This is a genomic window from Lutaonella thermophila (assembly GCF_055387725.1).
Window position 1 is genome coordinate 216,586 of the sequence record NZ_AP043783.1, and the last position, 23,560, is coordinate 240,145.

Genomic DNA, 23,560 nt, shown 5'->3' on the forward strand with positions numbered 1-23,560 from the left:
TTAGGCATTAGTTAGGTTTATTCGTCGTCTTCCTCACTCTTTTTTACTGGCTCTGTTTTGTTCCAAACTTTCACTTTATCTTCTTCTGTAAGTCCAGAGATAATTTCTACATTAATGCCATCAGATATTCCTATTTCTACATCTCTTCTTTCAAATTTTTGATCTCCAACTTGCACCTCTACATAAGGTTTATCTTCTTTATCGTATTGTAGTAATGCTTCTTTTATAGCCAACACACTATCTTTACGTTCTAAAACTAATGATGCGTTTGCACTATATCCGGCTCTAATAAATGCGTTTTCATCTAATTTTACATCACCTTCTATCTTAAACTGAACAGCACCTTGCTCTTCGTTTCCTTTAGGGGCAATAAATTTTAAGGTAGCTTCAAACTCTTTATCTTCTATAGCTCCTAAGCTAATTTTTAACGGCATTCCTACTTTTAATTTACCTACTTCTGCTTCGTCTACTTTACCTTCAAAAATCATTCTTCCCATGTCGGCAATTGTAGCAATAGTAGTACCATCGTTAAAGTTATTACTTTGTATTACCTGATCTCCTTCTTCTACCGGGATCTCTAAAATAGTACCAGACACTGTTGCACGAATGTTAGTGTTTGCACTTGCAGAACCTCCTGCAGATCCTTTTTTAATTATCTGATAATCTGCTTGTGCATTGGTTAGCTCTTGTTTAGCTTGTTCGTACTGCAATTTTAGATTATTAAAATCCTGGCTGGAAATTACTCCTTTATCAAACAGTTTTTTATTTCTTTCGTACTCAATAGTAATATTATTAAGGTTTATTTGAGCATTTTTAACACGTCCTAAAGCACTATTTAATGCTTGCTCGTTTGGTACAACCTTAATTTTAGCTATTAAGTCTCCTGCTTTAACTTTATCGCCTTCTTTTTGATAAATTTTTTCTATTATCCCAGAAATTTGAGGTTTGATAGCTACTTCTTCTTCAGGAACAACCTTTCCGGTTGCAACTGTTTTTTTCTCAATGCTAGTAATAAAAGGTGTTTCTGTTTCGAATGTTATTGCAGGCTTACTATTAGATTTAATAAAATAAGCTGCAGCCCATAAAGCAGCTAAAACAAAAAGCGCTATTACAATGTATTTTACAATTTTCATCTTTAATGGGTTTGATTATGGTTTTTTAGTTATTTAGTTATTTTTAATTATTCTTCTCTTAAGGCATCTATTGGTTTTATACTCACGGCCCGCTGTGCCGGTATTAACCCTATAAGTGTTCCCAACACAACCATTATTAATAATGAACCTATTACGTAAGGAATTGGAACAGTTGGGTTAGCATATGGAAAATCATCATTCCCTTCTGTGAGTCTATTTATTAACGCTAAAACTGCTGCTCCTAAAATTATTCCTGCTATCCCTGCTACTATAGTTAAAAAAACCGACTCTAATATTATTTGCCCTTTAACTTCTCTTGGTGTAGCACCTAAAGCTCTTCTAATACCTAGTTCTTTGGTGCGTTCTTTAACCGATATAAGTAATACATTACCTATACCAATAACACCGGCAAAAATGGTAGCAATACCTACTACAAGCGATAAGAATGTCATCCCTTTAGCAAAGCCCATAATTCTGTTAAATATTTCACCTAAGTTGAATGAGCCAAAGGCACGTTCATCATCAGGATGAACTCTATGAATACTTTTTAAAACAGCTTTAACATCTTTTTCTGTTTGCACAACATCAACATCATCATAAGCTGCTATAGAAAACCAACCTACATTATCTCCTGTATTATATAGTTTTCTAAAAGTAGAGAACGGAATAAATATATCGCTATCAGTCTCAAAACCTCCTCCCGGCACAAATTTGTGAACTCCTACAACCTGAAAATACACGTTATCTATTCTAATATATTCTCCTATCGGGTCTTCGTCCTTATCAAAAAGTTCTGCTTGTGTTCTTTCACCAATTACACATACTTTTCTGGCATGCTCTATATCTGCATCATTAATAAATCTACCTCCGTCATATATTTTTTTTGTAGATATTTTAGTAAATACTGGAAAGTCTCCATAAACAGAGTAATTACCTGATTTTTGTCCTCTAACTATTAAGCCCGGAGCATCACCAAAAACACCCCTTACATTTCTAGGAGCAATGTATTGAATCTCAGGAACTCTATTTTTTAGTACTTCGGCATCACTGAGTTTTAACTGTAACGATCTTCCTGTTTTAAATCCTTCGTAAGGCATACTTGTAGATTGAGCCCAAACAAACATACTGTTCATAGCTACTGTTTCAAAAGCCTTCTCAAAACCATTGTCTAACCCTTTTGCAGACCCCGCTAAGGCTATGTAAATAAATATTCCCCAGAGTACCCCTATTACAGTTATAATTGTTCTTACTTTATTTTTTCTAATAGATCCGAAGATCTCTTGCCATGTATCTCGATCAAATATAAATCTCATATTACTCGTCTCTTAATGCTACAATGGGTTTAATTCTTGCGGCACGTTTAGCCGGCATATAACCAGCAATAGCACCTGATACAATTAACACAATGGTTGCAAAAATTGCTGTCCCAGTGTTAATATATGGGTCTGTAACAAAGTAATCTTCTAGTGTATCTCCCATACTCCTTAGAAATATAATTCCAAGAAACAATCCTATATAACCAGCAATTGTAGTAATAAAAACTGATTCAAGAAGGGTTAGTGAGATTACTGCTTTAGGTGTTGCTCCTAGAGCTTTACGAATACCAATTTCTTTAGTACGTTCTCTTACAGTAAACACCATTACGTTGCTAATACCTATTATGCCAGCTACAATAGTGCCAAAGGCTACAAATGCTACTATTAGCTGTAGTACTCGCGCAAATTGTTGGTTTTGCTTTAGTTGGTCGGCTACGTTCCTAATAAAAATTCCATTTCTGTCATCGGGATGAATATTGTGTTTATCTTTCATAAAACGCATTAAGCTACGCTCAAAAGCCATTGCTCCTGCATAACCTATTTGTGGTTTAAATGCTACAATTATTTGATCTACTTTATCAGTATTTTTTTCAATTAATTGTCGGGTAGTGTATGGTAAATAAATAAAACGCTCCTCATTATCTCCACCATCATCTTGGAAAACACCTATAACTTTAAACATAATACCTCCAACATCTATATACTCTCCTATAGTCTCATCACTATTTTTAAACAAATCTTTCTCAACTAATCTCCCTATTACAACATGTTTAGCTTTATTTTTTATATCTAATTGGTTTAGATATCTCCCCTTCATCATTATGGTTTTTTCATTAAACTGATGCGCAGGCCCAACTGCTCTAGTTGTATAGTTGTTAGATTCGTTTTTATATTTAACTAATGCCCCTCTAGATATTCTTGGAGTTATGTACTCTAAAAACATAGGGAAGTTTTTTTGAATATCTTCTAAGTCATCATTTTTAAACTCAATGCGCCTATTACTTTTAAAGCCTTTGTAAGGCATCGATGTTCTACCAGGGAACAGAAAAAGTGTATTAGTTGCATCATCGTTAAAGAACTTGTCGAAAGTATTAATAAGTCCATTACCAAATCCAAAAAGAATAACAAACAAAAATATACCTAATGCAACACTAAATCCAGACAGAAAAGTACGAAGCTTATTTTTTCTGATGGTTAAAAAAATCTCATTCCAAGTATCTCTGCTAAACATACTCTGAAGCTCTAACTTGTTCTACTTTTTTATCTTCTACAATTACACCATCCTTAAGATGTACTATACGTTTACACATATTGGCAATATCGGGTTCGTGTGTGACTACTAAAATGGTATTGCCTTGATCGTTTATTTTTTGAATAAGATCCATAACCTCATACGATGTTTTACTATCTAATGCTCCAGTAGGCTCATCGGCTAATAAAACTTTAGGTTCTGCAGCCATAGCTCTTGCTATTGCAACACGTTGTTTTTGCCCACCAGAAAGCTCGCTTGGTAAATGGGTTGCCCATTCTTTTAACCCAACTTGTTCTAAATATTTTAAGGCTTTTTCTTGGCGTTCTTTTCTGCCTACCCCTTGATAATAAAGCGGAAGCGCAACATTTTCTAAAGCTGTTTTATAATTTATAAGGTTGAAAGATTGGAAAACAAATCCTAAAAATTTATTACGGTATTGTGCAGCCTTAGTTTCGTTTAAATCTTTTATTGGAACGTCATCTAAAGTATATTCTCCGGAATCGGCAACATCTAACATTCCAATAATATTTAGTAATGTTGATTTACCCGAACCTGAAGATCCCATTATGGCAACTAGTTCTCCTGCTTTAACCGAAAAATCAATTCCTTTTAAAACGTGCAATGAGTTTTTGCCCATTTTATAGGACTTGTGAAGATTTTTAATTTCTATCATGGTTAGTGTTAGTTTGCTTAAATATACAGAATGCCATTGTACAATATGGTTTAAAATTCTGTATGTAATTTTCTTTTTACACTTATTAGCTTTACATATGACTAAAAAGTGCTAAAAATGTTACAGCAATAATGTGAAAGAAATGTTAAATTAAATCAAAGAAGTTACTTCTTAAGTTTTTTGTATACAAAATATCCTACTAACCCTACCAAAACATAAGGTATTGCCATTAAATAAATAATCCCGTCATTTATACCTTTAGCCACCGAAGCATCATCTTGACTTTCTAATACAGCTCTACACATTGCACATTGTGCATCGGCTAATACCGGTATTAAAAAGAGTAATATACTAACGGTTATTATTTTTTTCATGATTAGTAAGGGTAGTAAGGAGATATCATTAAATAAACTACAACACCAGATACAGCCACATAAAGCCAAATTGGAAATGTGATTTTGGCTAGTTTCTTATGTTTATCAAATTGTTCTGAAAGTGCTCTTACGTATGTAAATAGCACAAGTGGAATAATTACAATAGATAATACTATGTGCGAAACTAAAAATAAAAAGTAAAGATATCTGAGTACACCTTCACCTCCATACGGAGTTGGGTCTGAAGTCATGTGGTAAGCCACATACATTACTAAAAAGGCTGCAGAAAATGCTATGCACAGTTTCATAAGACGCTCATGGAGCACTCTATTTCCTTTTTTTATTGCAATAACTGCTACAACTAACAATACGGCAGTAAGCCCATTAATGGTAGCATATATTGGTGGTAAAAAACTTAAGGGTTCTACATTTGGTATTCTAATTCTAAATAAAGCTGCAACAGCTACCGGAATTAAAATAGATAATGCTATAATAATTTTATTATATTTTTTCTCTGCCAGATTGTTATTGCTATTATTCATGTAACAACTTTTTTATGTCTTCTTTTAACTTTTTAATGGCTAAATCATCAGTGCCATCATAGTAAACAATAGGATTACCAAATTCGTCTTTTCTAGACCTAATGTTTCCTTCTTTATCTATTAAAGCAAACATCCCGGAATGTTCAAACCCACCAACATCTTCTGATGCCTTTCCAACGTATAAATTAAATCCGGTATTTGCCAATTGGTAAATTTTATCTTTATCTCCGGTTAATAAATGCCAATTAGGGTGAGTAATTTTGTAATCTTTTGCATATTCTTGTAAAACCTCTTTAGTGTCGTACTCGGGGTTTATGGTTATTGATGCTATACCAAAGTTTGGATTACCATAAAACTCATCCTGAAGCTTTACCATGTTTCTGTTCATTATAGGACAGATGGTTGGACATGTAGTAAAGAAAAATTCAACTACATACACCTTACCGTTGTAGGTGTTATTATTTACAGTTTGCCCTTTATGATTGGTAAACTCAAAATCTGGCACTTTACCAATAACTACCAAATCGGCAGGTTTAAACTTATCTATGATTTTTGGCACTGCCCAAATTCCGAATAGCAATACTATAAACGATATACCTACGTATGAATATTTTTTCATGTTACTTATTTCTATAAGCGTTGTTTTTTTTAAGTGCTAACCTGTATTCTGCTAAAATAACTTTAACATCATCTACCATTTTATTATTAATTTCTGCAACAGAGTTAGCATTAAATCCATATAACAACCCTGCATCTTCATCGTTTTTCCTGCCTCGTAAACTACCTTCTTTATCTATTATAAAAACATAAGGTGTGCTTAACGATTCATTTAGACTAAGATTGGTGTTTAGGCTATTAAAAACAGATTTTATCTGACTATCACTGGCTATTAAAAAATGCCACTTATTAGTATTTGTAAGTTGTGAAAGCTCTTGTTTTATGGCTAACGCTTCCTGTTTGCTTTTTTCCGGGATTAGCATTACAAACTGAAAATCGTTAAACTCAAAAAAACGTTTATATATTTTTTGGTTTAAGTTAAATGCTGCCGCTTTTTTAGTATTAATATCGTATCCTAAAAAACCTAAAATGGTAATTTTATTTTTAAAAGAAATAGTTTCTCCAGATAAGCCTTTAAATTGATTTACATCTTGAACATTCTCTGTAAGCACAGGTAACTTAATAAAGTTATTTACTCCCGTAGCAAAAAACAAATAAGTAACTATGGGAAGCAAAAATAAGACGACTAATACCAGATACTTTTTCATAACAATATTGTGCTTACAAAAATAAAAAAGACGGTTTTAAAAACCGCCTTTCTCTTATTTATAAATTTCTTAAAAATCCCAACTTACAAGTTTTTCTTTATACACTTCGTACACATAATCTCCTTCGGTTAGTAAAATAAACATCAGGTAGATTATTAAGAACACCGAAGTCCAAACTATAGCTCTTCTTAAAAAGCTTTTTTCATCGCGCAAGTGCATAAAGTCCCAAGCAATGTAATATGCTTTTACTAAAGTTAAAAGTATAAAGATCCAGTTTAGAATTTTCATTCCTATTATTTTGGCATTAAGCGCCTCTGGCTTGTAAATACCTAAAATAACTTCTATTGCTGTTACAATTGAAAGCAAGATTAAAACCGCCCAAATTTTTTGTTCGTTGGTTTTAAATTTTAACAGCCCTCTAAATATTTCTAATTTATGTTGATCGTGTGCCATGTTATCAAGTTTCTGTTGTTATACAAGATAGAAGAATGTAAATACAAATACCCAAACTAAATCTACAAAGTGCCAGTATAAACCAACTTTTTCTACCATTTCGTAGTGCCCTCTGCGCTCATAAGTTCCTAAAAGCACATTAAAGAAAATGATAATGTTTATTACTACACCAGAAAATACGTGGAATCCGTGGAAACCTGTAATAAAGAAAAAGAAATCGGCAAATAATCGGTTTCCGTATTCGTTTCTAACTAGGTTTGCTCCTTCTACAACCCTAACAGCACTCTCTATTTTCTTTAATGATTCTTCTCTTGATAAAACGGTTTTATGCCCCTCTTCGTTAATTACTTCTGTTCTAATAACAATATTAGGATTAGCCTTAAAGCCTTCTACAACTTCGTTTAAGCTAACTGAGGTAAGTGGCGCTTCGTCTTGAAACCAAATACCTTTATTTTTTGTGTTTTGAACACGCTCACCAGGGATTTCAATTGCAAAGTCTTTAAGTGCAGCTCTTTCTCCGGTTTCGGCATTAACAAATTGTAGTATTCTACCTCCGCGTGTTTCTACTGCTCCAAAATCTCCTTTTATAAAAGTAGCCCATTCCCATGCTTGCGAACCAACAAATATTAATCCGCCTAAAATGGTAAGTAACATATACCACGCTACTTTTGTTTTTTGCATTTTGTGGCCTGCATCTACCGCCAATACCATTGTTACAGACGACATGATGAGGATAAATGTCATGAACGCAACATAAATCATAGGTTGCGGACTTCCGTGGTAAAACGGAATGTGAGTAAACACCTCATCGGCAATTGGCCATGTTTCAATAAATTTAAATCTTGAAAAACCATATGCAGCTAAAAATCCTGAAAACGTAAGGGCATCAGAAACAATAAAAAACCACATCATCATTTTGCCATAGCTGGCCTTTAATGGTTGGTTTCCTCCTCCCCAAACTTTTTCTTGTGTATCCTGCGTAGTTACAGTAGCTTCCATAAAAAAGTGTCTTGTTTTTAAAAATCGGTCAAATTTACGTTTTTTTATTATCTAAAGAAATAGAAAAATAAAATCAAATATATCCAAAGTATATCTAAAAAGTGCCAAAACGTTACACTTAGCTCTAATCCAAGCGTTTTGCCCGGTTTATACTTTTCTTTAAAATGATTATAAATTACTGCTAACAACACTATTATACCTGCTAATACGTGTACAACATGCGAAAATACTATTACATATAAAAACGATGTGGTAATGGTACTCTCACTACCGGTAAAATAATACCCGCTTTCTATTATTTGCGAAAACCCTCTAAATTGAAAGTAAATAAAAACTAAACCTAATGCGAACGTTGCCAACAACCACCAGCTACCTGCTTTATGTAATCCGTTTTTTATTTTATTTTTTGCAATATGAATGGTAATACTGCTTACTATTATTACTGCTGTGCTAATAAAAAATGCATTTGGCAACTTAAAATCTGTTAACCAATCCGGTCTAGATTTACTAACAACATATGCGCTGGTTAACCCGGCAAACATCATAGCCATACTAATAATACCAAACCAAAGCATCATTTTTTTGGCTCGTTGTTGTTTTTCTTCTATACTTCTATCGGTAATCTTCATTCTTAAATAAATTTATCAATCACATATACAATTTGCATAAGCGATATGTAACTCACACTGGCAAGCATAAGCTTTCTTGCCGAAATATTATCTCTTTTTTTGTATAGTTGTATTGCATAGTATAGCATTACTATACCTAGCACAAAAATAACAAGTGCTCCTGCTATAGATAATGAAAGTTTACCGGTAAGCCCTGTTACCGGAAAAACCGAAATAATCATCATCCAGATAGTGTACATTATAATTTGTACTGCTGTTGCTTTGTCTTTTTTGCCTGTTGGCAACATTTTAAATCCGGCTTTTTTGTATTCATCATCTAAAAGCCAGCCTATTGCCCAAAAATGAGGAAACTGCCAAAAAAATTGCATCATGAATAATGTTCCGGGTTCTATACCAAAATCATTCGTGGCAGCAACCCAACCCAGCATAAATGGTATGGCTCCAGGAAATGCTCCAATAAAAACAGCTAATGGTGTTTTTGTTTTTAACGGTGTATACATACTGGTATACATAAAAATTGATATAGCACCAAACATTGCTGTTTTAGGGTTAACTATATAAAGTGCTACAACACCAAGAATTGTTAAAATAGTTGCAATTACAAAGGCAACAGTAACCGACATTCTTCCAGCAGGAATTGGACGGTTTTGGGTTCGTTTCATTAATGCATCTAAATCTTTTTCAATAATTTGATTAAATGCATTAGATGCTCCCACCATACAGTAACCGCCAAATATTAAAAGTAAAAGTGTTGGAATATGAACCGTGTCTGCTCCTAAAAAGTATCCTGCAACAGACGAGAACACCACACTAATGGCAAGCTTAGCTTTGGTAAGTATTTTAAAATCGCTGATTGATTGCGCGATTACGCCATTTTTATTGGTGCTCAATGCCGTTTTCATTACCATAGTTAAAATAGGGTGCAAAGATACTATGCAATTGCCTTTTGTGCAATGAATTAAAAGCTATTTAGTAAAATACTTTTGTTAGCAATACTAAAACAACAATATTTACAAGTGCATAATAACACCTATAAAAACAATAACCCCGAGCAAATTGCTCGGGGTTATATATTTTGTTTAATAATTTACTGTAACCTAAAGTTAATTGGAATACTGAATGGTACACGTACCGGCCTTCCTCTTTGTTTACCGGGAGTCATCTTAGGAAGCTTGCTGATAATTCTGGCTGCTTCTTGCTCTAAACTCTTATCCGGACCACGCATTCTTACATTGGTAATACTACCATCTTTATCTATAGTAAACATTACCGAAACTCTTCCTTGGATTCCCATCTCTTGAGCAATCTCAGGATACTGGAAATGCTTACGAATGTGCTTTTGCATCATTTCTTGAAAACAGTCTCTTTGTTGGCTTTTTGGTCTGCCTTCACATCCGGGGAATATTGGCACGTCTTCAATAACGGCAAACGGTACATCAACATCTAATTCTTCTTCTTCAACCTCAACATCTTCTACTTCAACAATCTCTTCTTCTTGATCTGTTTCTGTAGATTCTATTACAGTTTCTTCTACCTCTTCTTCATCTTCTACAACCTCTATAACTTCTGGTGCTGCAGGTGGTGGTGGAGGCGGAGGGGTATTAATTTGCTCTGTAATTGGAATCTCTTCCTCTAACTCTTCATCTACATTGAGTGCATATTCAAAAGCTTCATTTTTTTCGTATGTTTTCCACTCAATTGCTTGCCACGTAATAAATAAAACTAAAGCCAGCCCGATAGCAAAATAAAGACCGCTGTTACGGGTTAAATCGGCTTTTGGATTTTTCTTAGGTTCCATAATTCTTTATTTTGTGATTGCTAATTTAATTATTTAATTTTTAAAAAAACAACTTATTTTTTGCATTTAACGATTTGGCCTGATATAGAATACTTTATTAATTATACAAGCCAGTAAAACCCCACATAAGTTGCTTAACACATCTGAAATTTCTGCAGTCCTGAAAACTGTAATGGTCTCTTGTAACACCTCAATAATTATACCATACCCAAATGCAAGGCTTGCAGAAAGCCATAAATTTTTATTTTTTTCTTTTTTTTGGGTGTTTTGGTTTAAAACCCTGAACAGCAATAGGGTTAATACGGCATAAAATATTAAATGAATTAATTTATCTGCATATGGTATGCCTGTAACCTGCGTGCTTAAATTGTTAAAAGATACAAGGCTAAGTACTGTTATTACAGCTACCCAGCCTATTAATAAAATAACATTTAGGCTTTTATTAAGCACCTATAAGTTCTTTATATTCTTGGTCTGACAGCAGGCTGTCTATTTCTGATGTGTCTGAAATTTTAACTTTAATCATCCATCCTTCACCGTAAGGGTCTGAGTTTACTTTTTCAGGTTCATCTTCTAGTAATTCATTGAACTCAATAATCTCTCCTGAAAGCGGTAAAAATAAATCAGAAACTGTTTTAACGGCTTCTACCGTACCAAAAACCTCATCTTTATCTAAGGTTTCATCTACTGTTTCTACTTCAACGTATACAATATCTCCTAATTCGCTTTGAGCAAAATCAGTAATACCAACGGTTGCAATATCACCGTCTATTTTTACCCACTCGTGGTCTTTGGTATACTTTAAGTCTGCTGGTATATTCATTTTGGTTTGTTTAAAAGGTTGAGCAAATGTAACGTAATAATTAACGTTAATCAACTACATTTTTACAAAACCCCAATTTGTAACATTTTATTAATTACCAAAGTTATATCTTAAAGTAAACCCGCTTCTAATGGTAGTTTGCGGGAAGGCTGTAGATACGGCAAATTTAGAGAACGAATGATCGTAGAAAAACAGCGCATTTAGATTTTTACTCAAGGCATAATCTGCCGTAAACTTAAGTGCCCATAGTTGTTGCCCGGAGGTAACTTGATTGGTGTTTATGTCTAAATTTCTAATGACTGTTACATTATCTCTAAATGATAAATCGGCTTTTAAATTTAAATCTCCTTTAAGTGTTGTTTTTTTACCGCCAATATTAGTTTTAAACCTAACGTCTTTAATTCTGTATCCAAGACCTAAGCTGTATTCATCACCAGACATTTCGGTTAGCAAATTATTGTCGAAACTCATAGAAAGGGCACGGTCTTTTTTAACTTCTGCCAATATGTTTATTGAGTTTTTCATTTCGAAATCTAAACGCAACAACGGATTAAATTGTTCTACAAGCGTAACATTTGTATAAAGCGTTGGACTTTTAAAGTCTCCTCGTTGATTTAATTCTTGCGGATTATCCGGATTGTAATCTAAGTTAGTTCTAAATGAGTTTATACTATAACTTGATCTGTAACCGTGCGACACAGAAAATCTGTTAAACTTTTTTCTGAACCATTTGTTACGCATTAATCCGGTATATTTAACTGTCCAGTTTGGTAAAGGAGTATCTCTAAAAGCTCCTAAAGAAATACTTTTAGCATCTTGCCCTGAATATGCTGCTAAAAATGCTGGAAGCAATACTTGCTGACTTGTTTCGCTATATCCGGCAGGGAATGTAGTTGCGGTTGGGTCTATAGGAAGTCCGGCTAAACGTTGTGCTATAACTATTCTGTTAGATTTGAACTCTTCGAATACTTCAGAGAAATTTTCTCCTGATTTTTTAAAAGCTGTTTTTAATAATACTGTTGATATTGAAAAATCTCCGAATCTGTTTCCGAGTAAATTTTCGTAAGACAACTCGCCGTTTACATTATTTACTTGATAGTTTTCTGTGTATCTGTCTGAATAATTTCTGTTTGCTACCAAGTCTATAGTTAAATCTCTAACCGGCTCTGCATTTACGGTAATATTTAAATTAGTATTGTGTACTTGTTGAAACTGTTGGTTAAACTCCGGGAATTGTGTAAGCCAACCTCTTCTGGCTGCTTCGTATCTAATATCTGACTGGCTTCCAAAAACAAATCCGAAAGATGGTTTAAGTGTTCCTATAAAACCAATAGATTGTGTGTAACCCGGTAAAACTTTACCATTGTTTTCTGTGTAGTTTATATTAACTCGTTTTACCATAGTTAGCACATCTAATAACGATTTACTAAAACCATTTTTCTTAGTGGTAGTAGTTTGGTTTGCTGTTCTAGAAGGCGGTGCTCCTCTTACCGTTGTTGGTCTGCTGCCTTTTGCGCGTCTAGACGAAACTCCTAAATAAGTGTAGAGTTTCTCCATATTCATTCCGGCATTTAACGAGTGTGTGTTTGCGTTTTGTATGGTGTTAATTTCTTCGTTAGCTAACTCAATAAGTACATCAGAGCCTCGTTGCCAATCAAAATCACCTGTATAGGTATAATTTGCGTTAATAAAGCTTAATGGTAGTATTTTATTAAAAGGCAGCTCGTAATTAAGTTGTAATTGTTGTGTATGACGGTTGGGCTCACCAACATTCCAGAAATCATCCCAAATACCTAAATCTCTTCTTATATTATTTTCTTCATCAAAATAATTCTTTACAATATTGTAATTGGCTGCCGTAAAGTTTAATCGCAATGATTTTGTTATGTTATAATTAATAGCATATTGCCAATCAAATAAAAAGTTACGTTGTTGCAACTCGGGTAATCCTAACTGGCTATCAGGATCTACCCCATCTAAAAACACTTCTCTAAAGCGCTGCCTGTTAAATGAGCGTGTTATGTTAGAGTTAACCGATATGCTTGTTGGTAATAAATTAAAATTGAAGTCTTTTAACCACTGCCAGTATTTACCTCTAAATAACGAGTCTGATTTTTTAAATGGCTCTACAACTACAGGCTGAAAATTATGCGCATAAACAACTCCGGTTCTTACATTCTGGTCTTTTAGGTTTTCTATTTCGAAATCTCTATGATTAACCTCATTGTACGAGTAGTTAAATGTAAAGTTTTCTATATCGTAAAATCTAGCTTTTTTTTCCGGACTTCTATTTTTTCTAACTCCTATAAAATTAATACTCTGCCTTTTTGTATAATCTTCTGCTTGCGTTTTAATTTTTTCTTTTTCTGCCGAAGTGGTTGCAGCTGCTAAGCGGTCATCTAATTTTAAATCTTGATAAAGCGGATCAAATTCCGGAGTGATTTTTTGCTCTGAATGCGCATAGTTAAATGGCAGCTGTATTCCCCATTTTTGAGGTAGCAATTGTCCTAAGTTAATATTTGTAACTACGTCATACTGCACTACATCTTCTCTACTACGCTCATTTGGTATTTGGTCTATAGCTCCAAACCCCGAAGTGCTCATTCTACCTGTTGCAGACACATTTGCGAAATCGGCTAAATTGGCATCTATTGCTGTAATGGCTGCCCATCCACCTTGGTTATCTAACTCTGCTAATCTTAACTCGTTAAACCAAACTTCTCCACAAACATTTCTGGCACCACTATTAGTGCTTGCATAAGGGTTTTTAACCCCTACCATTAATGCCCTAACATTCCCTAAAGATGGATTTCCTTTAATTCCGAGGCGTAATTTACCACCCTCTCTGGCATCGAACTCTCCTACCGGATTTATTTCTTCATCGTAATAGGTTAATTGTGTTAATGTTTGATTGGCTATGCTTGCCGATTTAATTTTAGACAGTAAACTTAACGGTAAATCTATCTCATTTATACTTGGCCATATTCCTGCCGGATCTGTAGTGCCCGGAGGTGTAATTTGAAGCGGAATTTCGATTTGATAAAAGTTCTCGTTAAAATCCGTTCCAATTCTAACAAAAGCTACAAGCTCATTATCTGAAACCGGATTGTTATCTAATGCTTCGGCATGTAAAAACATTTTTAGTTTTTTGTACTGCCTAATATCTATATTAACATTTTTAAATACTGCTCTGGCATCTTCAGGTTCTAAATCGCAAACCGCAAAAGACAATGATTGCTCATTTTGTCTAATAATTGTGTTATTATTATTTAATTGCTCTCTCACAACTCCCGGTGGTAACCTGTAAGGTATAGGCTCTCTTTGCTCGTTTTCTTGAATATTTACCGTATTCACATCTACAAAAGTGCCTTGTCCGGGATCACTTAAATCTGTTTTAAGTGTATTGGTGTATTGTCTCCAGTCTCCTCTTACCAAATCTAATGTACCAAAACGCAATACAGTATTTTCAGAGAAGCCTGTTAAATACATTCGCATAAAGCTGATAGAACGTAAATCTGTAATACCTCCTATAGCAGAGAAAATAGCATCGTCTTGCGGATCAGTCACATCATAGCTGTTTGGGTTTACAGGAATTTTAAACTGAATCCATCTAACCTCGTACTGATCATTATTTGGCGTAGTTGGTATGGTAACAGTACGTATATCTGAAACAAACCTATCTGTTATTTGAATATTTGGCCTAATAGGAATTCTATATTCAAAATAACTATTAATAGTGTTCATTGTTAGGTCCCTATTCACATCTTCTACATCTGGCAATGTGGTAGAACCTCGGTTGGTATTGGTTACCGTAGTTGGCGAGTTGCCATCCGGGTTATTATAATCTAAATAGCGTTCTAAAATACTACCTTCTCTATTTAAATAATACACATAGTTATCTAAAGCAGGGTCTGGGCCGGTGTTGTTATTGTAGATTGCTGCTTCTTCTGCATCAGAAACACCATCAAAACCAATATCTTGCAAACTCCTGTTTTGGGGGTCTGCATCAAAAGCGTACACTAAAGATTGGGTTGCAGGGGTTTCTCCCCATGCGGTTGGAGTTACAATATCTGTAGATTGTACTCCGGGTAACCCGTTTTCGTATTGCTTTCTACCGTCTGTTAAAATATCTTCAGACATGTTTCCTAAATTAAATACCAACTCTCCTCCGGCTCCGGGCAAAACACCATCTTTATAGTAAGGATCTAATACCCAAAACTGAATATACTCTACATTTGCTTGCTCAAAATTTGTAGCATTTAAAGAACGCATAATACCTCCCCATTTTTGGTCGGGAGACAAATTGTTAAATCCGCTTTCTGTATTGTTGTTATATGGGCCTTTTAAATTAGGATAATACGCTAAATCTAATGTGTTTTGTACTGTTGTTTGCCCTTGTGCAATATCTACTTGCGGAAATATCTCGTCTATAAAAATTCTACGCGTTTCATTTTGAGAAATATCATCATCTGTAATACTGTTGGGGCGTTGGTTGCTATAAAAAATTGGATCTATGGTGTACCATGCCAGCTTAGATCTTCCGTAACCAAATTGAAGATTTTGCGGATCGTTTGGGTCTTGTACATTTAACCCTTGAGTAAATTCTAATGGCGGACTGGATAATGTCCAGGCCAATGGAGAGCGCACGTCAATTAATGCTTGCGCACCTTCAAAATCATCAAGATATGTAGTGGTTTCTCCTCTAAAATCAGCACTTTTAGGTGAGCCAGGTTTTAAATAAGCAAATTCACCACGAATAGATATGTTTGAGGCTACATCTGTATCTATATTTGGTAATTTATTAACTAAACGAGTTAAAAAAGGTACTTCGGTAGAGTAATTTGCATTTATTCCAAAAATAGAGTTGTTTACAGGTTCAACTCCAAAATTGGCTTTTTGGGTTAATGGGCGCTCATTCATATTTAAATAAGTAGCTCCCATAATAAATTTGTCGCTAAACTTATGTTCTACATTCAAACCTGTAAAACGTCTGGTTTGCTGACCGAATATAGCGTTGTTTTCTACAGAAACCTCAATTGGTATGTTAGAGTTTCTTAGGCTTTCATCTAGAATTTGCACGGTGCCTCCTTGGTAATTTACCGTGTAATCTATTCCTTCTTGTAGCACTCTACCTCCAGCTGTTACAGTTACAGAACCTCTGGGCACATTAAATGCTCCTAACGGAATACCATTACTACCTTCTGATTTATAACGACCTTTTAGTTGAAATTTATTTTTATCTGATTCTTGTAGTGCTGCTGCTTTTGTTTGTTTATAGAGCTTTCTAAAAACGTATTTTAATTGGTTAGGGTTGGCACTTTGTTGATATGAAACATCATTATCGTAAGAGTTACCACCTCCTAAAACGTTGTATAAATATTCTCCAAAAGGCTCTACTTTGGTAAAAATAATTCTTCCGTTACGCTGGTCTACAGTAATTCCGGGGAGGAAATCAAAAAAACCATCTCCGCCATTTTGCGGATCGTTGTAGATGTTTAATCTATCAAAATTAAAAACCTCTAATAAAATTTTATCTTCCAGCCCTGCTGGCCAAGTGCTCTCATCTACCGGTGTTATATAGTTTACCGGAGAAGGATCTGTATAAAGAATATTAAGCTTAAAATCTTCTTGACTTAGTTGAAAGGCTCCGGTAGAGTATATATTCTTCATCATTAAATCCCAAATAGGATCATCTACATTGGTAATGTTACTTTTTAAGAGTTTAACTACCAACGCCTGATTGTTTACGGCTGTAACCTGACCACCCGAACCGGTTTCAAACTCTGTAGCATTAACACCATCATTTGCAAACTCTCCTACCTGATACACTTCTCCATTTACTGTAAACTGAAAAGCTACTGCCAAAACTTCATCGTTGCTTAATCTTTGGTTTAATGAAATATATCCTAATTGGGTATCGAGCTCAAAATCTCTGCCTTGTTCCAGTTTTCTAGCGTTTTCTAAAATAGCATAATCAAACCCTTGATTTACGGTATAACCGGGAATATTAAATCCTGATTGTGCAGTTGCAACATCTCTAACAGCATCTGTAAGCACAGAATTTGGAGTTCCAATTTCTAACGGGTTATAATCATTTGCTTCGTTTCTAGGAGGTGCTGAAACGCCTATATTAAAAAATCCGGGAGGTGCCGATTGGTTAATACGTGTTTTACCGGGCTCGGTCTCTCCTAAGTCTTGAATAGCTACTATGTTTCTTACATTGTTTGTTTGTTGCCCTCTATTGGTTACCCAAACTTCTATACGTGTAATTTGCACCGAGCTTCTAATAAACGGGTAGTTTTCTAAAGCTCTGTCATAATTATCTCTGAAATATTGCGATAAGAAAAAATGTCGGTCTTCATCATAATCTAAAGCCAACAACTCAAAATCGTTTAATCTACCACCTCCTTGGGCTACTACTCTATTATTTTGAGAGCGTTGTTCTGAAAACACTCCGGTTATAGTTGTATTACCAAATTGCAACTGAGTTTTTACACCAAATAAACTTTGTGCTCCTTGAATTAAAGAGCTGTTAAGAGGCATACTTACATTACCAACTTCTATTTTTTGAATAATATCATCTTCTGTTGGTGTATATTCTAGTTTTATTAGATTCTGAAAATCAAAAGTTGCTTCAGTATCGTATTGTGCTCTAACAGAAAGTCGTTCGCCTACTTTACCTAATAGGCTTAAACTAATACGTTGATCAAAATCAAATGTCAGATTGGTTCTGTTACGTGGAGATAAAGCCGGGTTATCATTTTTTTGAAGTCTAATACCTAAATCCATGGCCACAGAACCTTGCGGAATTACTTCTATGGTATTACCTCCAAAAACACTTTCAAAAAAGTTTGAGTTTACATAAAAATTGGGAAGTAAATTTTTTCTGGCTTCTTCGCTTCCTTGTTTTTTACCGGTAAATGCATCTACTTTTTCTTTAAAATACAGCTTCATTTGTTCTTTTCTAATGAGCTCTCTGTATTGTTCCGGAGTTAAAATTATAGGATGCTTAATATTGTAATCTCCAATAGATTCTGTGTAGATGTATCTGTCTAACTCTGGATCATATTTATATTTAGCAACAATGCTATTGGGGTTTTGCAATAAAATTCGTCCTAATGCAAATCCTGTTTTGGTAGTATCCTGTTCTGCCGTATTTGTTTCTTGTGCAAATGAACACACACTAAACAAAAGCAACAAAACGAGTAAGGCACCCCCTTTTTTTTGTAAAGACGATATAACAGTTAGCCAGTTTGCTGTTTTCAAAATAATTACAAATTTTTAAGTGCGTTTTTAATAATTGCCTCTACACTTAAATCAGGTTCCTGCTTAATTATTTTATCAATTATTTTTTCTGATTGTTTACGGGCAAATCCTAAGACTTCTAAAGCTGATAACGCTTCTTCTTTATTTGTATTGTTTGCAACAGCCGAAACTTGTTCTAAATCATATGTCTTTAACACTTTATCTTTTAAATCTAAAATAACCCTTTGTGCTGTTTTTGCACCAATACCCTTAATGGCTTGTATAGCTACAACATCCTCATTTACAATAGCTTCTTGCACTTGTTGTGGTGTTAAAGAAGACAACATTGTTCTGGCGGTACTGGCACCAACACCAGACACAGAAAGTAACATCACAAAAATTTCGCGTTCTAAAATACTTGTAAACCCGTAAAGTGTATGCGAATCTTCTTTAACTATTAAATGGGTATAAACTTTTATGTTTTCTTGATTAGGAAGTTGCGAGTAGGTATGAAGAGAAATATTAATAAAATATCCTATGCCATTACAATCTACAACAATATGGGTTGGGTTTTTCTCAACAAGTTTTCCTTGTATATGGGTAATCATATAGTGTTTGGTTAGTATACCACCAAATGTAATAAAATAATTTTCAATTTTTTAAATGAATAAAGGCCGTTACTTAACGGCCTTTGTTTTTTTTCTTTTTAATTTTTGCTGTGCATCTACAACAGCTACGGCTGCCATGTTTACCATTTCGTTTACACTTGCTCCTAACTGTAATATATGCACAGGCTTATTCATTCCTAAAAGTATAGGACCAATAGAGTCTGCCTTATCTAACTCTTTAAGAAGTTTGTACGTAATATTAGCCGCATCTAAATTTGGGAACACCAGCGTGTTTACTTTCTTACCGGAAAGTTTAGAAAACGGGAATTTATCTTGAAGCATATCTCTGTTAAGTGCAAAATCTGATTGCAGCTCTCCATCTACATCTATCTCCGGATGGTTTTCGTGTAAATAAGCAACTGCTTTTCTGACCTTTGTTGCTTGCTCTTTGTTTGATGAACCAAAGTTACTATACGACAACATTGCAATAACCGGATCTACACCAAACATTTTAGCAGCAGTATGAGTCATTTGCACTATTGTTGCTAACTCTTCGGTATTTGGGTTTATATTTATAGAAGTATCTGCTAAAAATAATGGTCCTCTTTGGGTTAGCATTACATTCATGGCAGCTACGTTGGTAGCTTTTGCATCTTTACCAATTAGCTCTAACATTGGCCTTAATACCGATGGGTAACTTCTGCTGTAACCGGTAATCATACCATCTGCATCTCCTTGGTTAACCATCATAGCACCAAAAAAATTGCGCTCTCTCATTTTGGCTCTTGCTTCGTAGAGCGTTACGCCTTTTCTTCTGCGTTGTTCCCAATAAATTTTAGCATAGAGGTCTTTTTTCTCATTCTGTTCATCGGTTTTAGGATCTAAAATTGGAACATCGGCATCAAACTCTATTTCTTCTTTTAACTCTTTTATAACCTCTTCTCTACCAAGCAAAATAGGATACGCTATACCCTCATCGTACACTATCTGAGCAGCTTTTAAAACATCTAAATGATCTGCCTCTGCAAAAACAATACGTTTTGGATTGCTTTTAGCTCTACGATGTAGTAATCTAACAAGTTTGTTATCATTTCCTAATCGTTGTAAAAGCTCTTCTTCGTATTTTTTCCAATCTGTTATAGGTTCTTGCGCCACACCACTATCCATTGCAGCTTTTGCCACTGCTGGTGGTACTACAGCAATCAATCTTGGATCAAAAGGTTTCGGTATAATGTAATCTCTACCAAAGTTCAATTTGGTCTCGCCATAGGCAATATTTACTTGCTCCGGAACCGGTTCTTTAGCTAAAGATGCAAGTGCTTTAACAGCAGCCATTTTCATCTCTTCGTTAATTTTAGTGGCTCTAACATCTAAAGCTCCTCTAAAAATAAAAGGGAATCCAAGTACATTATTTACTTGATTGGGATGGTCTGAACGACCGGTTGCCATAATAATATCTTTTCTGGTTTTTATAGCAAGATCATAAGCAATTTCAGGATCTGGGTTAGCCATGGCAAAAACTATTGGGTTTTTAGCCATAGACTTGAGCATTTTAGGAGTTACAATATCTGCGATAGATAGCCCTATAAAAACATCGGCATTTTCTAAGGCTTCTTCTAAAGTATTTAAATCACGGTCTGTAGCAAATTCTAATTTTTCTTTAGAGAGGCCTTCTCTGTCTTTTCTAATAACCCCTTTACTATCTAACATTACAATGTTTTCTGCCTTTGCGCCAAAAGCTTTATAAAGCCTGGTACATGAAACGGCTGCTGCTCCGGCTCCGGAGATTACAATTGTAACGTCTTCTATTTTTTTTTGGGCAATTTCTAACGCGTTAAGTAATGCAGCTGCAGATATTATTGCTGTACCATGTTGGTCGTCGTGCATTACCGGAATATCTAGTTCTTCTTTTAGTCTTCTTTCTATTTCGAATGCTTCCGGAGCTTTAATATCTTCTAAATTGATACCGCCAAAAGTAGGTGCGATGGTTTTAACGGTTTCTACAAATTTATCTACATCTTTAGTGTCTAACTCAATATCTATTCCATCTATATCGGCAAAAATTTTAAAGAGTAAGCTTTTACCTTCCATAACAGGTTTAGAGGCTTCCGGGCCAATATCTCCTAAGCCTAAAACTGCTGTACCGTTAGATATTACGGCAACCATATTACCTTTTGCAGTGTATTTATATACGTTAGATTTGTCTTTTTCTATTTCTAAGCATGGCTCTGCCACTCCCGGAGAATAGGCTAAAGCTAAATCTCTTTGGGTAGAATATCTTTTAGTAGGAACTATTTTAATTTTACCCGGTTGTGGTTTTGCATGATAAACTAATGCTTCGCGTCTTCTGCTTTCTTTGCTCATACAATTAATTTATTTTTAATAGAGTACAAAAGTACGTAGAAGTATGGTAAAGAGAAAGAATTTAATCATCCTTCAAAAAAGCAATATTTCTTTTTAGTCCGGAAAATTTGGTTCGTTTAACAGCTGATTTTTTGAATACTTTTTTAAAAGTTTCTTCGGTTAATTCTTCCCAATCTTTTTTGGTCATTTCTAATAAATCGGGATGCGGATTAAATGCCGGTTCATTATGTGGTTTTGAGAATCGGTTCCACGGACAAACATCTTGGCAAACATCGCAACCAAACATCCAATTATCAAATTTACCTTTATACGATACGGGAATATTGTCTTTAAGTTCTATAGTGAAATACGAAATACATTTGCTGCCATCTACAACATAAGGCTCAACAATGGCCTGTGTAGGGCAAGCATCTATACAAGCCGTGCATGTACCGCAATGATCTGTTGTTGGAGCATCGTACTGTAATTCTAAATCAATTATTAGTTCTGCAATAAAATAAAACGATCCAACTTTTTGGGTTATTAAATTGGTATTTTTACCCATCCAGCCCAATCCGCTTTTAGCTGCCCAAGCTTTGTCTAGAACAGGTGCAGAATCTACAAATGCACGTCCGTTAACCTCTCCTATTTCTTCCTGTATAAATTGTAGTAATTGCTTTAGTTTGTCTTTTATTACAAAATGATAGTCTGTACCGTATGCGTATTTTGATATTTTTGGAGCCGAAGTATCTTTTTGATTCTGCTCAGGATAATAGTTTAAAAGTAATGAGACAACACTCTTAGCTCCTTCAACTAATTTGGTAGGGTCTAATCGTTTATCAAAATGGTTTTCCATGTACTTCATTTCTCCATGCATTCCTTGTTTTAGCCATTTTTCTAAACGAGGTGCATGCTCTTCTAAGAACCCGGCTTTACTAATACCACAAGACAAAAAACCGAGGCGTTTAGCTTCGGTTTTAATTAATTGTGTATGTTTTTCTTTTAAAGTCAAGATTTAAAATAATTCTCCTTGCGAACTTCCTTTAATTTTACCAAGGTGTTTATAGGCTAATTCTGTAGCCTCTCTTCCTCTTGGGGTTCTCATAATAAAACCTTGTTGAATTAAAAAAGGTTCGTACACTTCTTCTATGGTTTCTGCACTTTCAGAAACGGCTGTTGCTAAAGTTGTAATACCTACCGGGCCGCCTTTAAATTTATCTATAATTGTAGATAATATTTTGTTATCCATCTCATCCAATCCATGCGCATCTACATTTAACGCTTTGAGACCGAATTTAGAAATCTCTATATCTATTTTACCGTTTCCTTTAATTTGTGCAAAATCCCTAATTCTGCGTAATAAAGCATTTGCAATTCTGGGAGTTCCTCTACTTCTGCCGGCAATTTCTATGGCTGCCTCCATGGTTATGGGCACTTTAAGTATGTTTGCGCTTCGTTGTACAATATGCGATAAAAGCTCTGTAGAGTAATACTGCAATCTGCTTGATATACCAAAACGAGCACGCATTGGAGCTGTTAACAATCCAGAACGTGTTGTAGCGCCAACTAATGTAAAAGGGTTTAAGTTTATTTGAACCGATCTGGCGTTAGGCCCGCTCTCAATCATTATATCTATTTTATAATCTTCCATGGCCGCATACAAGTACTCTTCTACCACAGGGCTTAATCTGTGAATCTCGTCTATAAAAAGTACATCACGCTCTTCTAAATTGGTAAGCAACCCGGCTAAATCTCCCGGTTTATCTAAAACAGGGCCGGAAGTAACCTTAATACCAACACCTAGTTCATTAGCTAGAATATGTGCTAAAGTAGTTTTGCCTAATCCAGGAGGACCATGAAACAATGTGTGGTCTAATGCCTCGCCTCTTTGATTGGCTGCTTCAACAAAAACTTTTAAATTTTCTAACACCTGTTCTTGCCCCGTAAAATCATCGAATGTTAGGGGTCTGAGGGCTCTTTCAATATCGAGCTCTTCTTGCGAATAATGCTGTCCTGTAGGATCTAAATGCTCGTTCATACCTCACAAATATAGCACAAAAAACAAAAGCCTTTTCTGTATTAGAAAAGGCTTTTGAGAAGTATTATT

The 23,560-nt window shown here is 34.8% G+C and carries 20 protein-coding genes; all 20 read right to left on the reverse strand.

The features are described 5' to 3' along the window. Window positions 1-17: 17 nt before the first annotated feature. Complete coding sequence (locus tag ACZ5CF_RS01065) at window positions 18-1,133, reverse strand: efflux RND transporter periplasmic adaptor subunit (protein ID WP_464579792.1); 1,116 nt, start codon at window positions 1,131-1,133, stop codon at window positions 18-20. A 47-nt stretch (window positions 1,134-1,180) separates the two neighbouring features. Then, window positions 1,181-2,446 (reverse strand): ABC transporter permease, encoded by a 1,266-nt coding sequence (locus ACZ5CF_RS01070; protein WP_464579793.1) that lies wholly within the window; start codon window positions 2,444-2,446, stop codon window positions 1,181-1,183. A 1-nt stretch (window position 2,447) separates the two neighbouring features. Continuing rightward, complete coding sequence (locus ACZ5CF_RS01075; RefSeq protein ID WP_464579794.1) at window positions 2,448-3,680, reverse strand: ABC transporter permease; 1,233 nt, start codon at window positions 3,678-3,680, stop codon at window positions 2,448-2,450. Then, window positions 3,673-4,374: an ABC transporter ATP-binding protein gene (locus ACZ5CF_RS01080; protein WP_464579795.1), complete on the reverse strand. Its 702-nt coding sequence runs from the start codon at window positions 4,372-4,374 to the stop codon at window positions 3,673-3,675. The genes ACZ5CF_RS01075 and ACZ5CF_RS01080 overlap by 8 nt, the downstream gene beginning before the upstream one ends. 164 nt (window positions 4,375-4,538) lie before the next feature. Further along, complete coding sequence (locus tag ACZ5CF_RS01085; protein ID WP_464579797.1) at window positions 4,539-4,748, reverse strand: hypothetical protein; 210 nt, start codon at window positions 4,746-4,748, stop codon at window positions 4,539-4,541. Between the two features lie 2 nt (window positions 4,749-4,750). Beyond that, window positions 4,751-5,290 carry a DUF420 domain-containing protein gene (locus tag ACZ5CF_RS01090; RefSeq protein ID WP_464579798.1) on the reverse strand — a complete coding sequence of 180 codons (540 nt, stop codon included), beginning with the start codon at window positions 5,288-5,290 and terminating at the stop codon, window positions 4,751-4,753. Continuing rightward, window positions 5,283-5,909 (reverse strand): SCO family protein, encoded by a 627-nt coding sequence (locus tag ACZ5CF_RS01095; protein WP_464579799.1) that lies wholly within the window; start codon window positions 5,907-5,909, stop codon window positions 5,283-5,285. The genes ACZ5CF_RS01090 and ACZ5CF_RS01095 overlap by 8 nt, the downstream gene beginning before the upstream one ends. 1 nt (window position 5,910) lies before the next feature. Next, on the reverse strand, window positions 5,911-6,555 hold the full coding sequence (locus tag ACZ5CF_RS01100; protein WP_464579801.1) for a hypothetical protein: 645 nt from the start codon (window positions 6,553-6,555) through the stop codon (window positions 5,911-5,913). Between the two features lie 69 nt (window positions 6,556-6,624). Further along, entirely contained in the window at window positions 6,625-7,008 is a 384-nt protein-coding gene (locus ACZ5CF_RS01105) for a cytochrome C oxidase subunit IV family protein (protein WP_464579802.1), read from the reverse strand. A gap of 18 nt (window positions 7,009-7,026) precedes the next feature. After that, window positions 7,027-8,007 (reverse strand): cytochrome c oxidase subunit 3, encoded by a 981-nt coding sequence (locus ACZ5CF_RS01110; protein ID WP_464579804.1) that lies wholly within the window; start codon window positions 8,005-8,007, stop codon window positions 7,027-7,029. 47 nt (window positions 8,008-8,054) lie between these two features. Further along, window positions 8,055-8,636, reverse strand: coding sequence for a cytochrome c oxidase subunit 3 (locus tag ACZ5CF_RS01115; protein ID WP_464579805.1), 582 nt, complete (start codon window positions 8,634-8,636; stop codon window positions 8,055-8,057). A 2-nt stretch (window positions 8,637-8,638) separates the two neighbouring features. Next, window positions 8,639-9,538, reverse strand: coding sequence for a heme o synthase (gene cyoE / locus ACZ5CF_RS01120; protein WP_464579807.1), 900 nt, complete (start codon window positions 9,536-9,538; stop codon window positions 8,639-8,641). A 185-nt stretch (window positions 9,539-9,723) separates the two neighbouring features. After that, the gene (locus tag ACZ5CF_RS01125; protein ID WP_464579809.1) at window positions 9,724-10,434 is read right to left on the reverse strand and encodes an energy transducer TonB; all 711 of its coding nucleotides are present in this window, start codon (window positions 10,432-10,434) and stop codon (window positions 9,724-9,726) included. A gap of 66 nt (window positions 10,435-10,500) precedes the next feature. After that, on the reverse strand, window positions 10,501-10,884 hold the full coding sequence (locus ACZ5CF_RS01130) for a VanZ family protein (RefSeq protein ID WP_464579811.1): 384 nt from the start codon (window positions 10,882-10,884) through the stop codon (window positions 10,501-10,503). Continuing rightward, the gene (gcvH, locus tag ACZ5CF_RS01135; RefSeq protein WP_464579813.1) at window positions 10,877-11,257 is read right to left on the reverse strand and encodes a glycine cleavage system protein GcvH; all 381 of its coding nucleotides are present in this window, start codon (window positions 11,255-11,257) and stop codon (window positions 10,877-10,879) included. The genes ACZ5CF_RS01130 and gcvH overlap by 8 nt, the downstream gene beginning before the upstream one ends. A 90-nt stretch (window positions 11,258-11,347) precedes the next feature. Further along, window positions 11,348-18,457 carry a T9SS outer membrane translocon Sov/SprA gene (sov, locus tag ACZ5CF_RS01140; RefSeq protein WP_464580856.1) on the reverse strand — a complete coding sequence of 2,370 codons (7,110 nt, stop codon included), beginning with the start codon at window positions 18,455-18,457 and terminating at the stop codon, window positions 11,348-11,350. 71 nt (window positions 18,458-18,528) lie between these two features. Beyond that, window positions 18,529-19,110 (reverse strand): Holliday junction branch migration protein RuvA, encoded by a 582-nt coding sequence (gene ruvA, locus ACZ5CF_RS01145; protein WP_464579814.1) that lies wholly within the window; start codon window positions 19,108-19,110, stop codon window positions 18,529-18,531. A 69-nt stretch (window positions 19,111-19,179) separates the two neighbouring features. After that, window positions 19,180-21,474, reverse strand: a complete 2,295-nt coding sequence (locus ACZ5CF_RS01150) for an NADP-dependent malic enzyme (protein ID WP_464579816.1) — start codon at window positions 21,472-21,474, stop codon at window positions 19,180-19,182. Window positions 21,475-21,535: 61 nt separating this feature from the next. Beyond that, window positions 21,536-22,465, reverse strand: coding sequence for a tRNA epoxyqueuosine(34) reductase QueG (gene queG / locus ACZ5CF_RS01155; RefSeq protein WP_464579817.1), 930 nt, complete (start codon window positions 22,463-22,465; stop codon window positions 21,536-21,538). Between the two features lie 3 nt (window positions 22,466-22,468). Further along, entirely contained in the window at window positions 22,469-23,491 is a 1,023-nt protein-coding gene (gene ruvB / locus ACZ5CF_RS01160; RefSeq protein WP_464579819.1) for a Holliday junction branch migration DNA helicase RuvB, read from the reverse strand. Between the last annotated feature and the right edge of the window lie 69 nt (window positions 23,492-23,560).